This is a genomic window from Planktothrix tepida PCC 9214 (assembly GCF_900009145.1).
GTDB classification, from domain to species: Bacteria; Cyanobacteriota; Cyanobacteriia; order Cyanobacteriales; family Microcoleaceae; genus Planktothrix; species Planktothrix tepida.
Window position 1 is genome coordinate 90,629 of record NZ_LN889782.1, and the last position, 15,739, is coordinate 106,367.

The 15,739-nt window shown below is 38.6% G+C and carries 7 protein-coding genes; 4 read left to right on the forward strand and 3 right to left on the reverse strand.

Annotation, left to right across the window (positions count from 1 at the left end; genetic code table 11):
- Window positions 1–79 precede the first annotated feature (79 nt).
- Window positions 80–6,412: a glycosyltransferase gene (locus tag PL9214_RS03540; RefSeq protein WP_072717464.1), complete on the forward strand. Its 6,333-nt coding sequence runs from the start codon at window positions 80–82 to the stop codon at window positions 6,410–6,412.
- Window positions 6,413–6,458: 46 nt separating this feature from the next.
- Here the strand turns inward: PL9214_RS03540 and PL9214_RS03545 are convergent, their stop codons facing one another.
- Window positions 6,459–7,166, reverse strand: coding sequence for a methyltransferase domain-containing protein (locus tag PL9214_RS03545; RefSeq protein WP_139294958.1), 708 nt, complete (start codon window positions 7,164–7,166; stop codon window positions 6,459–6,461).
- A gap of 220 nt (window positions 7,167–7,386) precedes the next feature.
- Here PL9214_RS03545 and PL9214_RS03550 point away from each other — a divergent pair, with 220 nt between their 5' ends.
- The 3 genes from PL9214_RS03550 (at window position 7,387) to PL9214_RS03560 (ending at window position 12,621) form a co-directional block, all read left to right on the forward strand.
- On the forward strand, window positions 7,387–8,943 hold the full coding sequence (locus PL9214_RS03550; protein WP_072717466.1) for a sulfotransferase domain-containing protein: 1,557 nt from the start codon (window positions 7,387–7,389) through the stop codon (window positions 8,941–8,943).
- A 47-nt stretch (window positions 8,944–8,990) separates the two neighbouring features.
- On the forward strand, window positions 8,991–10,253 hold the full coding sequence (locus PL9214_RS03555) for a glycosyltransferase family 4 protein (RefSeq protein ID WP_072717467.1): 1,263 nt from the start codon (window positions 8,991–8,993) through the stop codon (window positions 10,251–10,253).
- Between the two features lie 376 nt (window positions 10,254–10,629).
- Window positions 10,630–12,621, forward strand: a complete 1,992-nt coding sequence (locus PL9214_RS03560) for a calcium-binding protein (protein WP_072717468.1) — start codon at window positions 10,630–10,632, stop codon at window positions 12,619–12,621.
- 315 nt (window positions 12,622–12,936) lie between these two features.
- Here PL9214_RS03560 and PL9214_RS03565 read toward each other — a convergent pair whose 3' ends face one another.
- Window positions 12,937–13,860: a calcium-binding protein gene (locus PL9214_RS03565; RefSeq protein WP_245824165.1), complete on the reverse strand. Its 924-nt coding sequence runs from the start codon at window positions 13,858–13,860 to the stop codon at window positions 12,937–12,939.
- Between the two features lie 49 nt (window positions 13,861–13,909).
- Window positions 13,910–15,643, reverse strand: a complete 1,734-nt coding sequence (locus tag PL9214_RS03570; RefSeq protein ID WP_083579868.1) for a glycosyltransferase family protein — start codon at window positions 15,641–15,643, stop codon at window positions 13,910–13,912.
- Between the last annotated feature and the right edge of the window lie 96 nt (window positions 15,644–15,739).

Sequence of the window (15,739 nt, forward strand, 5' to 3'; positions counted from 1 at the left end):
TCGCCTAAACTGAATTCCAATTCAATGCCTCAACGTTGTTCATTTTGATCAAGAAGCTGAAATCATCACTTAAACACTTATGGATAAGACTTCTTCCCCCTCTTCTATTTTAATCGTTGCCGGAATGCACCGTTCAGGAACCTCTTTGACGGCTTCCTTGCTGCAAAATTTAGGGATAAATATTGGTCAACAGTTAGTGGGTGCTGACTATGGAAATATTAAAGGCCATTTTGAAAATATTAACTTTGTAGATTTCCATAAATCGATTTTTAAAAGTCATAATATTGATGAAATTGGATGTGTTTTTACAGAGGAAATATTAATCACAGAACAAGATATAGAAACAGCTAAAAAACTGATTGAAATTAATCAAGATCCTAATACTATTTGGGGATGGAAAGATCCGAGAACCACATTATTTTTAGACTTTTGGCATGAATTATTGCCCCAAGCTAATTTTATTTTTGTTTATCGTTCTCCTTGGGAAGTGATTGATTCTCTCTATCGTCGAGCAACGGATGCGACCTTACTCGATCATCCCGAACTCGCCATCCAAATGTGGAACTATTATAACCGTAAAATTTTAGAGTTTTATCAAAAATATCCCGAACAATGCCTTTTAGCCAATGTTTATACAATTGGCAATCAAACAGCCGATTTTATTCAAGCCGTTAATCGTAAATTTAAACTCAATTTACCCTGTGAATTTTCTAATCAATTTGAACCCTCTTTATTAGTCAATCGGATTCTGGCAACTCCTAAACCTTTATTTATTAAAGCTTATTTTCCTGAAGCCATAGAACTTTATCAACAATTAGAAGCCGATGCTTATCCCTTAAGTAGCCGTTTAAGCACCTCGGAATTAGAAAGTTTAAATAAACCCTTATCCACGGACTGGATGTTTGAGGATTGGGCAAAACTTCGCAAGTTAGAGAAATCTCAATCCATTTTAGCCAAAGATTTAGATATTTTGCTCAAAGATCGGGATATTTTACAAACCGATATTGAACAATGGCAAGAACGATTTCAAGATGCTGTTGAACGTTTAATTAAAACCGAAAATCAACTGGGTCAAACTCAGCTAAAACTCAATGGTGCAGAATCTCAAGCTCAAGAAGCCATTACTAAATTAATTCAGACAGAAGAGGAATTAGGAAAAACTCAAGGAGAATTGGAAGGGTTTAAAACTCAATTTCAGCACGCTGTAGAAAAACTGGTAACAACCGAAGAAGAACTCGGTAAAACTCAAGGACAATTACAAGCTTTAGATGCTAAATATCAAGAAACCTTATTTGGTTTAATTAAAGCAGAAACAGAACTCGGACATACTCAATTTGAACTGCAAAACTTTAATATTAAATATGAAGACTTAAGCATTCAATATCAAGACGGACTCACCAAACTTTTAGCCTTAGAAGAAGAACTCGGTAAAACTCAACTGAAATTATTAGGGTCAGAATCTCAATTTCAACAAGCTTTAAATAAAATCTTTAGTTTAGAAGAAGAACTCGGCAAAGCTCAACAAGAAGTTGTCGCCATGAAGTCTTCTAAATTCTGGAAACTTCGCAATAAATGGTTAGGTATTAAACAACGTTTACGGCAATTTCGTCGGCGGTTCATTCATTCCATTGATTTTCCTCTCAATTGGCAATTAACGGGATTTACCGACAAGTTTTTGAATATTTCGGGTTGGTGTTTTTACACCGGAAATCAACCTTTAAAAGCCATTCGGGCTAGAATTGGAACAGATATTTTTACCGGACAATATGGGATTGAACGGGAGGATGTTGCGGAGCTTCAACCGAACTATCCTCAAGCTCAAACATCAGGATTTTATTTACAAATTCGTGTTCCTCAAGGTGATTCTTTAGTCGAATTAGAAGCTCAAGATAGTACCGGAAAATGGACTGTTTTTGCCCGTTATCCTTTATCGGTTTCGACCTTAGGAGCATCTTTTGATGTTCCAATGCAATGGGAACAACGACAAGGACAAATTTTATTTGCGGGATGGTGTTGTCATCCCACTCATCACATTACTCAACTAAAATTAATCTGTGGAAATCAGTGGGTAATTTGTGCTCATGGGTTACGTCGTGTCGATGTGGGGCAGGTATTTCCCAATTGGGTTGGAAGTTCAGAAAGTGGGTTTGAAGCGCTACTTGATGTTCCCTCTGGAACTTGGCAAATTACCTTAGAAGCTCAATTAGAAACGGGAGAAAACCTCACCTATAATTGCCCTCAAATTTTACAAGTTTCTCGCTATGGATTATTAGAGAAAAGTACAATAAAAGTCAAACAAATTTCTCGTTATACTGCCGCCATTCAAAAACGAATTGGAGAGCGAAAACAACGGTTAGGTCGCTTGTTACCCATGCCTTGGGAAATTCCAGCGATTATTCGACAAATGCGCCTCATGTATCGGCAAACAAATGCGCCTCTCGGTGATGTTTTACCGCCTCAAGGATTTGAACTTCCTCAACCCGTTGATGCCTATAATGCTTGGTTAGAAGCTAATCAATGGACAGAACGCAGTTTCAATCATTTAAAAACTCGATTATCAGCTTATTCTACTGAAATATTGCCTAAAATTTCAGTTGTAATGCCTGTTTATAATCCCCCCATAGAATTTTTAGAAAAAGCAATTCAAAGTGTTATCAACCAAGTGTATTCTAATTGGGAACTGTGTATTGCGGATGATTGTAGCACTAATGCTCAAGTTGCAGAATTATTAAGTCAATATGCAGCCCAAGATTCTCGAATTAAAGTAACTTTTCGTCCCGAAAATGGTAATATTAGTGCCGCCACCAATAGTGCAGCGAGTCAAGCAACGGGGGAATTTATTGCATTTTTAGACAACGATGATGAATTAACCCTTGATGCTTTGGGGGAAATGGCATTATATTTAATCCAATATCCTGAGACAGATTTCCTTTATTCTGACGATGACAAAATCGACCCCGAAGGCAAACGATTTGCCCCCCAATTTAAACCAGACTGGTCGCCTCAATTGTTACTTTCCTATATGTATATGGGGCATTTGTTAGTGGTTCGGCGGTCGATTTTTGAGCAATTAGGAGGGTTTAGACTTGGGTTTGAAGGCTCACAGGATTATGATTTTGCCCTGAGAGCAACAGAAATTTCTCGCCACATTGGTCATCTCCCGTTAGTCTTATATCATTGGCGCACAGCCCCCGGTTCAACGGCTGTTTCTGGGGCGGCAAAACCAGCCAGTTTTGATGCGGGAAAACACGCTATTCAAGAAGCCTTAACTCGTCGTCAAAGTCCTGGAAAAGTTTATCAACCCAATTGGGCAAGTGAACTCAAGATTGGTATTTTTTCTCATCAATTTCCTGATCAAGGGCCATCTGTAGCGATTATTATTCCTACAAAAAATCAGCTTAAATTACTGCAAGCTTGTGTTGAATCGATTCAAAAAACAACTTATCAAAATTATCAAGTTGTTATTATTGATAATGAAAGTGATGATGCCAAAACTTTAGAGTATCTGAATAAAATCAATACTTCTGAAAAAATATCGGTTTTAAAAATAGCAAATAATGGAAAGTTCAACTTTGCTGCTATTAATAATCAAGCCGTTGAACAGACAAAAAGCGATTATATATTATTCCTGAATAATGATACTGAAATTATCAATCCTCACTGGTTAAGCCAGATGATGGGTTATGCTCAAATGCAGGGTGTGGGGGGAGTAGGAGCACGATTAATTTACCCCGATGACCGCATTCAACACGCTGGAATACTGCATGGGCTTCATCATGGTTTAGCAGGTCATGCCTTTAAGTTATCCCATCGTCAAGATTTTGGTTATTTAGCTTATTCTAAAGTGGTGAGAAATTATTCGGCTGTAACCGCCGCTTGTTTATTAACACCCCGTCAATTGTTCTTAGATTTAGGGGGATTTAATCAAACCGATTTTGCCGTTGCTTACAATGATGTTGATTACGGTTATCGATTATTTGAAAAAGGTTATCAGTCGGTTTATTGTCCCGATGCTGAATTAATTCACAAAGAAGGAACCAGTCGGGGCTATAAAGATGACCCCAAAGAAGTGGCAAAATTCCGTCGTCAATATGCTAATAAAATTGATGCCTTTTATAATCCTCATTTATCCTTAGCCAATGAGTGGTTTCAAATTCAACCCCGACGCTATCAGTTTAAATTAACCCAGAAAAAAGCACCTGTTCCTAAAGTTTTAATGTGTAGCAACGAGTTGGAATATACAGGCGCACCCTTACATCAATTTGAAATTGCTGTTAAATTAGCTTCGGAAGGAAACCTAGAACCTGTTATTTTCTGTGTCAATGATGGGCCGTTACGTTATGCTTATGAACAACAGGGAATTCGAGTCATTATCCGAGAACATCCCTTAGCTAATCTTTATCAATTGGAAACCTATCATGAAGCCATCCAAGCTTTAGCAAAAGAACTGCAATTACAACAATTTGATGTAGTTTATGCTAACACCTTAGAAACTTTTTTCATGGTAGATTGTGCCAAACAAAAGGCAATTCCTTCTGTCTGGAATGTCCATGAAAGTGAACCTTGGCAAACTTATTTTGATGGCTTAGGTTCAGAGATTGCGACGAGAGCATTAGAGTGTTTTCAGTTTCCCTATCGGGTGATTTTTGTAGCGGATGCAACGCGAAATCTTTATCAACCTTTAAATAGTTATCACAACTTTACGGTTATTCATAATGGTTTAGATATTGAACGGTTGCAGGAAGCCTCAGAACAGTTAACAAAATCTGAAGCTCGAACTGGGTTAAATATAGCAGAAGATGAAATCGTGATTTTGTTATTGGGAACTGTTTGCGAACGTAAAGGACAACAAGATTTAGTCAAAGCTTTGCCTTTATTATCTCCTCAATATCATAGCAAAATTCGCTGTTTTATTGTGGGCGATCGCCCTAGTCTTTATAGTACAAAACTAGCGCAATTAGTTGCTCAACTTCCTGATAGCTTAAAAGAACGATTAACAATCGTTTCAGAAACCCCAGAAACCGCCCAATATTTCCTGGCTGCGGATATTTTCGTTTGTACGTCTCGAATTGAAAGTTATCCGCGAGTGATTATGGAAGCAATGGGATATAACCTGCCGATTATTACAACTCCGGTATTTGGAATTCCTGAACAAGTGCGTCCTGAAATTAACGGTTTATTCTACACTCCGAACCAACCAGAAGAATTAGCAAAATCTTTAACTCTTCTATTAGAAGATCAGAAATTACGGCAAGAATTCGCAGAAAATTCTCGATATGTTTTAGAGTCTCTTAATACCTTTGAAGAAATGACTCAAAGCTATTTAGAAATTTTCCAAGAAGCCTATTTTATTAATCCTTATCCCCTTGCTGAAATTTCTTCTGAGTCTCAATCTTTAGAAGTGTTAGATGTAGAGGTGGAAATGGCACAACCTTCTCCCGAACCCGAAGAAAAGGATTTTGAACCAGAAATCAAGAATCCTGAACCTCAAATTGCTGAACCTCAAATTGCTGAACCTCAAATTGCTGAACCTCAAGCTAAAAATTATTGGGAAACTAACCCAACCGCAGCAGCCAGCCAATGGGTTTCTAATCCGATTATTGCTGAGAAAATTCATCAACGAATGTCTGGCGGTCAAACGAAAAAATATTGGTTACGGTGGTTAATTGAAGATTATTTCGTGGGTCACAAATTTAATAATCTTATCTCCTTGGGATGTGGCATTGGCAACCATGAAATTTTAATGGCAGAGTTAGGATTTGCTCAAAGAATTGATGCGTTTGACTTTTCGGCTGCCTCCTTAGAAATTGCCCGACGAGATGCAGCCAATGCGGGGGTTTCTGTTAACTTTTATCAGGAAGATTTTAATACATTTACCCTGAACCCAGAGATTAAATATGATGTTGCATTTTGTTCTGGTTCTCTCCACCATGTTCGGGAATTAGAGCGATTTTTAGAAATTGTTCATAAAGCCTTACATCCCCAAGGATATTTTATTATTAATGAATATGTGGGGGCGAATTATTGTATTTACGATAAACATCAAGTTGAAATGATTAATCGTTTGTATCAATGTTTTCATAAGTTAATCCGGTCAGGGATTATGGAGAATAAATTTATAAATCCCAGCATCCATCAAGTCTTTGCCACCGACCCCTCAGAAGCGGTTCGTTCTGAATTGATTTTACCGTTTATTGAATATTATTTTGATATTGAATTGTTTAATCCTTTTGGAGGAGGAATTCTCCATCCTTTGTATCCTTTATTAGATCATAATCAATTTTTGCCGGGTGATCCCAAAGGAGAAACGATTATTAAACTGTTGTTAGAATTTGAACAAATATTAATGGAAATTCCAGGAGGATTAGAATCAGATTTCTGTTTATGTGTATTACGTCCCAAACGCTTCTAAGGATTTGAAGGGAATAGAAAAAAGTAATCTATTCCCTGGTACACTGTTATAATTTCTTGATAATCGTAATGATTTCATTGCCGTTATCAAAGATTTTTTCTAAAGACAAAGGAAAATTTAGCTGATTTTTTAATGTGATTAAAAAATCAATGAAATCTTTACCTGTCCACACATGAAAATGGATACTAAAATCTCGTTTCATCAATTGTTTAACCATCCATTGCGCTTTCGTTTCATCCTTTTCTTTTTCCACCAATTCAACCCATTCTTCATAATGATATTGCCTAGACCATTCGGGGCCTTCGTGATAATCTTTTAATAAATGTTCAATCGAAGTAACCGGACGATCTCGATCAAAACAATATTGTTTTTCAGGAACCGCTAAATAAAGAATCCCTTCTTTTCTAATGACTCGCAATAAATTCTGAATCGTTAGAATCGGGTTTTGGCAATGTTCAATAAAATGATTTGCAATGACAAAATCTTGGGTTTCATTCTCTAATGTCCCTAAAAATTCACCATCATCGATAATATCAACAGGAACTAAATTAGTATTTGCTAATTCAGGATAATGTTTTCTTAAGTTGGGAACACTCATGCGATCGACATATTTAACCTGAGCAGATGTAGGAACCTCCAGAGGATGATTTAAAGCTCCTACTTCAATTCCATTTCCCTGTAAATATCTGTTGGCAAAAAAACGTCGAAAAATATAAAGTTGAGCAACGATTTCCGTATCAGCAGTGAGTGTCATAATTGTGATATCCTCAATGGGGAAGTTTGAATTGATATTAAATTCTCTGCCAATTCATAACCGAAACAGTAAACCAGTTAGAGTATAATCTAAATCAGTGATCAGTTTTGTCGTGTCAGTGTCCTGACCAGTTAACAATTGACGATTAACGGTTTACAGACAACTTAATTATACTGATTATTCAAAAGGAGGAGCATCACCCTTGATTCAAACAAGGACAATGTATTCAGAACCTCTTCCCCCACCCCATTTTATCATTATTGGGGTACAGAAAGGGGGAACTAATTCTCTATATCATTATTTATGCCAACACCCTCAAATTGTAGCAGCAACTCAAAAAGAAATCCATTTTTTCACCTTAAATTATGAGCAAGGTTTAGATTGGTATCAGTCCCAATTTCCCCCAGAGGCGGAGGGAAAACAGATCCTTACAGGTGAAGGTTCTCCTTATTACTTATTCTATCCCTTAGTTCCTCAACGACTATATGAGTCTTTCCCTCAAACTCGATTAATTGTCTTATTAAGAAATCCAGTTGATCGAGCCATTTCCCATTATTATTGGGAAGTGAAATTAGGATATGAATCCTTATCTTTAGAAGAAGTGATCGCGCAAGAAGGTGAACGACTGCACGGGGAAACTGAAAAAATCTGCTCAGAGGCTACTTATTTTAGTTTTAACCATCAACATTATTCATACCTTGCACGGGGACTTTATGCAGAACAACTGCAAAGATGGATGCAGTTTTTTCCCAGAGAACAATTCTTGATCCTCAAAAGTGAAGATTTATATTCAGATTCTGCAAGAGTTGTCAATCAAGTGTTTGCTTTTTTAGGACTCCCTGATTATCACTTATCCAGTTATGATAAATACAATGCCAATACTTATGCAAATGTTGACCCAACTATTCGTCAAAAATTAGAAGCCTATTTTCTCCCCTATAACCAAAAATTAACACAGTTACTCGGTGGAGATTGGAGTTGGGGAATCTCTGAATCTTCCTGTGATTTTCAGTCTACTTTATCACAGTCTCCTCAAAATATTAGTTCTACCTCTACCTTATTATCGGTGAAATCCATGACAAAAGTTGATTATGAATCCGCTTGGGATAATTATGCTAAAAATTGGCAAAGTACAAGCTCAGAAGAAGTTTATATTGGAGATGAATGGATTGGAGTTGCCGCTGGTGCTGCGAATTCCCTCGAAGAATATGAATCTTTAATTGAACAGAAATTTATTGCTCCCTATATTCAGAAACATCATCAAGTTTTAGAAATTGGTGTAGGAGGAGGGAGAACGGCTGCTATACTGTTGAATTATTGTGATCGTTTGGTATGTGCTGATATTTCTCAACAACTTCTCAACGCGACTCAAAATCGGATCGGGAATGAACGAGTGTCTTATATTAAATTAGATGGTTTAACCTTAGATGGAATTGAGCCTCACTCCTTAGATATTTGTTTTTGTTATGACACCCTAGTTCATATTGAACCGCGAGATATTTTCAACTATTTAACTCGTATTCCCGCTTTATTGAAAGGCGATCGCTTATGTATTTTCCACCATACTAATCTTTTAAGCGAATTGGGCTGGAAAAAATTCTTAATAGATTGGGATAAAAATTTATTAGGAAAACGGCATGGAACCGCATTTTCCTTAATGACTGATACCATAATGGAGAAATTTTTGACCCATTTAAACTATGAAATTCTTCAAAAAGATATTGAATCTGTACCGAGAGACTGTGTGTGGATTTGTAAAGCTCCTGAAGTCCTCTAAACCGCAGAAAACACTATTTCCCTTAAATTTTATCTCTCAACGCCCTCATGAAAGCATTGTTTTTACATCCTAATTTTCCCGCCCAATACCGCCATATTATTACAGCTTTGGGTGCAGATCCCAATAATCAAGTTGTTTTTGGAACCAAAAATGAGCGTCCCGAATGGAATATCCCCGGAGTTGAAAAAGCCGTATTTAATCCCAGTCGAGAAGCCAGCAGCGAAACCCATCAATATGTTCGGGTTTTAGAAAGTGCCGTATTACATGGACAAGCCGTATTTAGAATGGCAGAACAACTCAAAGCCAAAGGATTTGTCCCTGATGTTATTTGTGGTCATTCCGGTTGGGGGCCTACTTTATTTGTCAAAGAAGCCTTTCCGAATATTCCCTTATTGTGTTATTTTGAATGGTTTTATCATTCCGAAGGATCAGATGCTGACTTTGATCCGGCTGATCCCCTTACTGTTGATGATAAAGCTCGAATTCGGGTTAAAAATACCCCAATTTTAATTGATTTATATTCCTGTGATTGGGGCGTTTCACCCACCCACTGGCAACAATCCCAATTTCCGCCTGAACTGCGACAAAAGATTTCTGTACTTCATGATGGCGTTGATACCAGTTATTTTCAACCCAATCCTGGGGCAAAATTAGTATTACCCGATTTAGATTTATCCGGCGTTGAGGAATTAATTACTTATGTCGGACGAGGGATGGAACCCTATCGAGGATTTCCTGAATTTATTGAAGCCGTTGCTTATATTCAAGAACGCAGACCCAACTGTCATGTGGTGGTGGTGGGATCGGAACGAGTTTGTTATGGTAAACCTTTACCCAATGGTATGAGCTATAAAGACTATATGCTCAAAAAAATCCCCTTGGATCTGTCTCGAATTCATTTTGTAGGGCCACTTCCCTATGGCCAATATTTGCAAGTGATTCAGGCTTCAGATGTTCATATTTATTTAACACGGCCCTTTGTCCTGTCCTGGTCAATGATTGAATCCCTATCAACCGGTTGTTTAGTCATTGGTTCAGATACAGCCCCCGTGCGAGAAGTGATTCAAGATGGAATCAATGGCTTACTGGTCGATTTCTTCTCTCCCAAACAAATTGCAGATCGAGTTGATGAAGTGCTAGATCATCCAGATCGCATGGCTCAACTGCGAGTAAAAGCACGTGAAACTGCCTTAGAACGTTATGATTTGAGCAAACTCTTATCAAAACATCTGCAATTGATTACAGAAGTGGCAAATCGTTCTTTTCCCGCAACCATTGGCCGAGTTGAACCCGGAATGGTTTTGCAATAGGGAGGGAACGAGATGTTATTTCTGTTGCTCTCTAAACGGGGGAACTTCTGATCATCTACTAATCAGAAGTTAATGAGGAACCTTTTTGTCTGGGAACCCGTCTGACAGCGTGAAGGAACTTAAAATAAAGTGCCTTTTCTGACTTCAGAGTGATGGCTTCAAGACAAACTGAGGATGAAAATTTTCAAGACAGAATTGATCGTAAACTCTAGCAGTCGAAACGGCCAGATCTATCTAGTAGACAAGAGTGATGATAAAGGACTAGACTTGCTGGAGATAAAAAAGTTAAACTACTGCCGAACAAGGTATGGTGTTTTCAGCAGTGTCTGTCATCCCAACAGAATCTAATGACATTATTGCAGAGGAGTGAAATCAAATGACAACAAATTTAGGCCCAGGGCCCCAATATTACGATCAGGATGTGGGCTTCGCCCCTAAACCCGATACCATTCTGGGTGAAGGTGGAAACGACACCATTCTCTCTTCGACCCTAGGTGGAAGTCTAATCGACGGTGGTGCCGATAATGATATTCTGCAAAGCAGAGGCCCTGGGGATACAGTTATCGGTAACACAGGTAATGATTCCCTCCGATCTCAACAGCTTCGCACTGTTCTAATTGGAAATGCAGGCCGTGACACCTTATCGGCGGATTTAACAGCCAGCCTCTATGGCGGGGTAGATAATGACTTTTTGATTGGTCAATCTAGTAATAATTTCCTCAATGGAAATAAAGACTCAGATACCCTGCTGGGTGGAATTCAAGGTGGAGATTTACTCTATGGGGGTGCTGGAGATGACCAACTTGGATTTGTCAATGCCAGTGGCCAAAGTAATCTCACCGGTGTTGTTGTTGCTGGAGCGGTAGGCGGCAGTAACCAAGGAAATAACTATGTCTCTGGAGATAAAGGCAGAGACAGTATTGTTGGAGTTAATACCGGGGATAGCCTCCTCGGTGGTGATGATAATGACTCCATCATTGGTGTAGGCAGTCTCAACGTCTTGGATGGCGGTAGTGGGAACGATACCCTCATTGTTCAAAATCCGAGTGCCACATTACAATTCGCTACAAGTCCCGTTGCTGTTGGTCTCAGCCAAATTACTCTGACCGGTGGTGCAGGTGACGATTCTCTCTACGGTGGTATTGGTCGCTTTTTAGAAGGCCAAAACTACATGGATGGTGGAGACGGGAACGATACCATCCGAAGCTTTGCGCTTCAGGATGCCCTGTATGGGGGTGAAGGCAATGACTTGATCACCACAGGAACCACAAATGTTTTAACCACTCAAGGTAGCACCAGCCAACCCGGTTTTGTGGGTGAGAGTACCCTCTATGGAGGTGGCGGAAATGATACGTTAGTCGCTGCCTTTAGTACAGATGTCCTCTATGGTGATGCTGGGAATGACAGCCTCTCTGGAAAATTCACCCTTTTAGAAGGCGGGGATGGAAATGACACCCTCTACGGAGGAGATTGGACATTACCTAATGGCTCAGGGAAACTTCCTGTGGTTACCTTATCGGGTGGTTCTGGTAACGACTATATCTATGGAGCCTTAGGTTCAGTCGCGAATGTTTATAATGGTGGTCTCGGTGATGACACGATTATCTTTACCACAACTAATGATAGTCTCGTAGGTGAAGGTTCCTCAGAGGGTAACGACAACATTTCCTTTGTGGGTGGTTTAGCCTCCGGTGCTACCATAACTAGCTTTGTCTTATTTGATACCCTAGGCAATAACACCATTTCTGGTAGTGATGGCAATGATAGCATTGTTACCGGAAGTGGTGCTGACTTCCTGCAAGGGGGAAGTGTTGCTGCATCTGCGGGAACATCGGTCGGTTTCGGAGATGACACCATCATATCGGGCGGTGGCAATGACTATCTCTTCGGAGGAGAAGGTGAAGACGTACTGTTTGGGGAAGACGGCAATGATACCCTCCAAGGTAGCATTGACCCAGATACCTTAGTTGGCGGTGCTGGTGCTGATGTCTTCCTGTACCAGTTCAAATCCGATGTCAATGGCACTTTAGCTGACTTGATTACTGACTTTAATTCGGGTGAAGATAATATCTACTTCTCTCGTGGGGCTGGAGGCTTTGCCTTTGAGTTGCGTCCGGGTGTCCCAACCACTGAACTGTCTTTTGAGCAATTTATCGTTCTCGATAAAGCTAGCTACAATGGCGCGGGTGCCAATACTCAAGCACCAACAACTGTCGGCCCTGTATTGGTTTACGAGAAAGCCAGTGGAGTATTATGGTATGACTCCGATGGCGGTGGTGCAACTCCGGCTGATTTAGTTGCCTTCATGAAACAGCCAAACAATACAATTCCGACCCTGACCCGGACAGATTTTACAATCATTATCTAGGTTAGGTTGACAGATCAGGGGAAAGAGACGGACTTTACACACTAACTTTTGAGTTCTATTCGCTTTTTATCCCCTTTAATTTTGTCAATACGTTAATAACAAAAAGACCGAGAAATTAAATTAATCTCGGTCTTTTTTTATGGATATAGTAGGCAACAGGTAACACCGGAGAAAAAGATTTTACCGTATATAGTGCTACGCCTGATTGGTTAGGACTTCGGAGTGAAACCTGAAACCCTTTCACTTCTTACTGTTCCCTGTTCCCTGTTCCCTGTTCCCTGTTCCCTCTTCAAGTAATGCTATAGATTTGCTACATCAGTCTTTTTCTGATGCTACAGGGTTTGATAAGGGCGGACTTGTTTCTGTAGTGTTATCTTCATCGAAATGTTTAACTTGTCTTCCAATTAAGTTTAGAAAACCTGAACCAAAGTGTTGAATTTCTAAAAAATTAGCGTGGGCGGCAGTCGGTTTATAAAGTTTAAATGTTTTCATAATTCCTAGGGTTGCTGCACTTTCCAATGGCCCAATAAAACTACAATCTCGATCTAAAAAATACGGTTGTTTTGCCCAAAATTCCATTTGTTCAGTATTTAAAAAGAAACAACCCGAATGGGGATTTAAAGGACGTTTGAAAGAAACAGCCTGTTCCATGACTTTACCAATAAACTGAGGCTGATCTTGAATATTTTGAAAATTAGCCGTGATATGGGGTAAAAGATCTCCATCAATATAAGCCTTAATTACTTTGCTGTGGGGAGAAACTTCGTAACGGTTTGGTTGTAAAAGACAGCTATTTCCTGTATGACGATTAAACCAATTTAACTTAACGAAAAACCAAGGATCATGCAGAATCAAATCATCTTCTAAATAACAATAATAATCATACTGACCCAAATATTCACGCAACACTCGATGGCATTCAAATCCCAGTAACATTGGTTCTGTTTGGGTCGAGTAATGCTTACAAAACGATGAAGGTAAAGGAATGTTAGCGAGTAGGTGATACTGTTGAGTGGTACAAATGACAATATCAACTTGATAATTGTGTTCTGTATTCACGGGAATTGTCACACATTGAGCAATATCAATCATGCAATGGGATTGACTATACAGTTCTCGTAAAGCAGTTAAGGCAAATACTAAAGCAGTAATTCTTGGGCGAGGATCTTTACTTAAAGAAGCGTGTTTTCCATCTCCATCAGGATTAAAAAAGTGAGGAATCGTAAATAAAATTCGCATAATTTACAACTGAATAATTTAAGTTTAATTGTTGCTATATTCTGGGGGATTATCTAAATAATTCAGGAACTCGTTGACGGAGTTCTTGATTCAAACTGGGTAACAAATCTCGCATTTTTAAATACCAGTCTCGTCGCTGTTGATAATGTTGACAGAGTAAACGGTGATCTCGTACCCAATGATAGGCATTCATCGCAATTTTTCGTCGCAATGAAGTATTCATAATTAGTTCATTCAAATACATTTCAAATTGTTGGATAGTTCGATAAATTAAACCGGTTTCTTCGTGAATTATTGATTGTTCATATACCGTTGGACTTGCTAAAACCGCAACGCCATGACCTGCACATTCTAAAAACTTTAAATCCGATTTCATCAGATTCACAGATGTCGGCATTAGGGGTAATAAAGCAATATCACACGTTTGGAGAATATGATTATATCTATCATAACTGCAAAAGGGTTCAAATTCTTTTTCAGATATTTCTAACTGATCAAAAAACCGACGATCATGAATCACCTTGACTTGAACATGAGTTTGATGACGGATTAAAACCCGATTTAAAGCTTCCATAATCGGTTGCCAATCCTGTTCTCGATTTAAGGCGCCAAAAAACAAGGTCACTCTTGAATTAGAATAGATTCTAGGGGGTGGTAAGGTCAGCAAATGATTTTTGAAAATGGCAACATGGGGATTAAATTGTTGTAGAAATAAAGCTAAGGGTTTTGTAGAAGTTTGTACACCATGACATCCCCGATAACTCAGATAACGTTGTTCAGCATACTCCCTTCTGCGTAAAGGATTATCATCAATTTCAGCAATAATTAAATAATCCTGTGTTAACAAATTTTTTAAGAGTTCTAAGTGATGCTCATAAGATAAAATTGTCCGTTGCCAAATAAAAACCTTTTCTTCTTCCGGTAAAATTGAACCAGTGGGAATCGATTTAGATGCAGAAATTGTTCGAGTTCCAGGTATTGTTGCACTCAATTGATCGGGTTCTAAAACTCGAACGCGATCGCATCCTGTGGGAGCCATGATTGCCGTTTGAATTAATAAACGACGAGGAGGTTGAAGCGATTTTATAGCGCGAACCAGATAATATTCTGCTGCGGTTTGAGTGGCAAAACGATTAGTATCTAACCCTAAAGCTTCTCGAATAGGTTGAATTAAGTGAAGAAATTGTTGAAATTCATCATCTTTTTTTCCTCTAGTTTGAATTTCATAAATATATAAACCAGCTTCCCAAAACAGAGCTTGAATAGCTTCTAAAGTTAATCCCTTCTGGCTCGTATCTTCTTGGCTTAAAATCCCCCCTTTTCCCTGGATTATCTTAATAATATTTCGCCAATACTGACTATTCGGAATATAAGCTAAAACTTGACCCTCATGTTTTAACCATCGGGTATGATTCTGTAAGCTCTTTAAGGGATTTCTGATTTGGGGTAAGATTGAATCATAGATCAAACAATCTACTGTTCCTTCTTCTAATTCTAATGCAATTGTTTCTAACTGATCGATTGAACTCAGGATGATTTGATCTGACCCTTTTGTGACCTCTGGAGTTAATTCTGAATGGATTAAAATTCCCCAATAGAAACTTTGAGGATTAATTCGCTTATAATAATAACCAGTTGTTCCTGTTAGACAGCCTACATCTATCAAGACTTGAGCATGAGGAGGTAAAAAATTCAGTAACTCCGACGGTCGTTCAACGGATTTCAAAGATGGACTCGGATTTAGGCTGTTATCACTGACTTCATCTGGGGTATCTCTATTCATAACCTTTAGTGGAATAAGAGCCATTTTATAAATAACAGGTTTTAGGTCATACTTGCAAGTTTATTTCAGTATTCCCAGTATTTAATACAATTTATA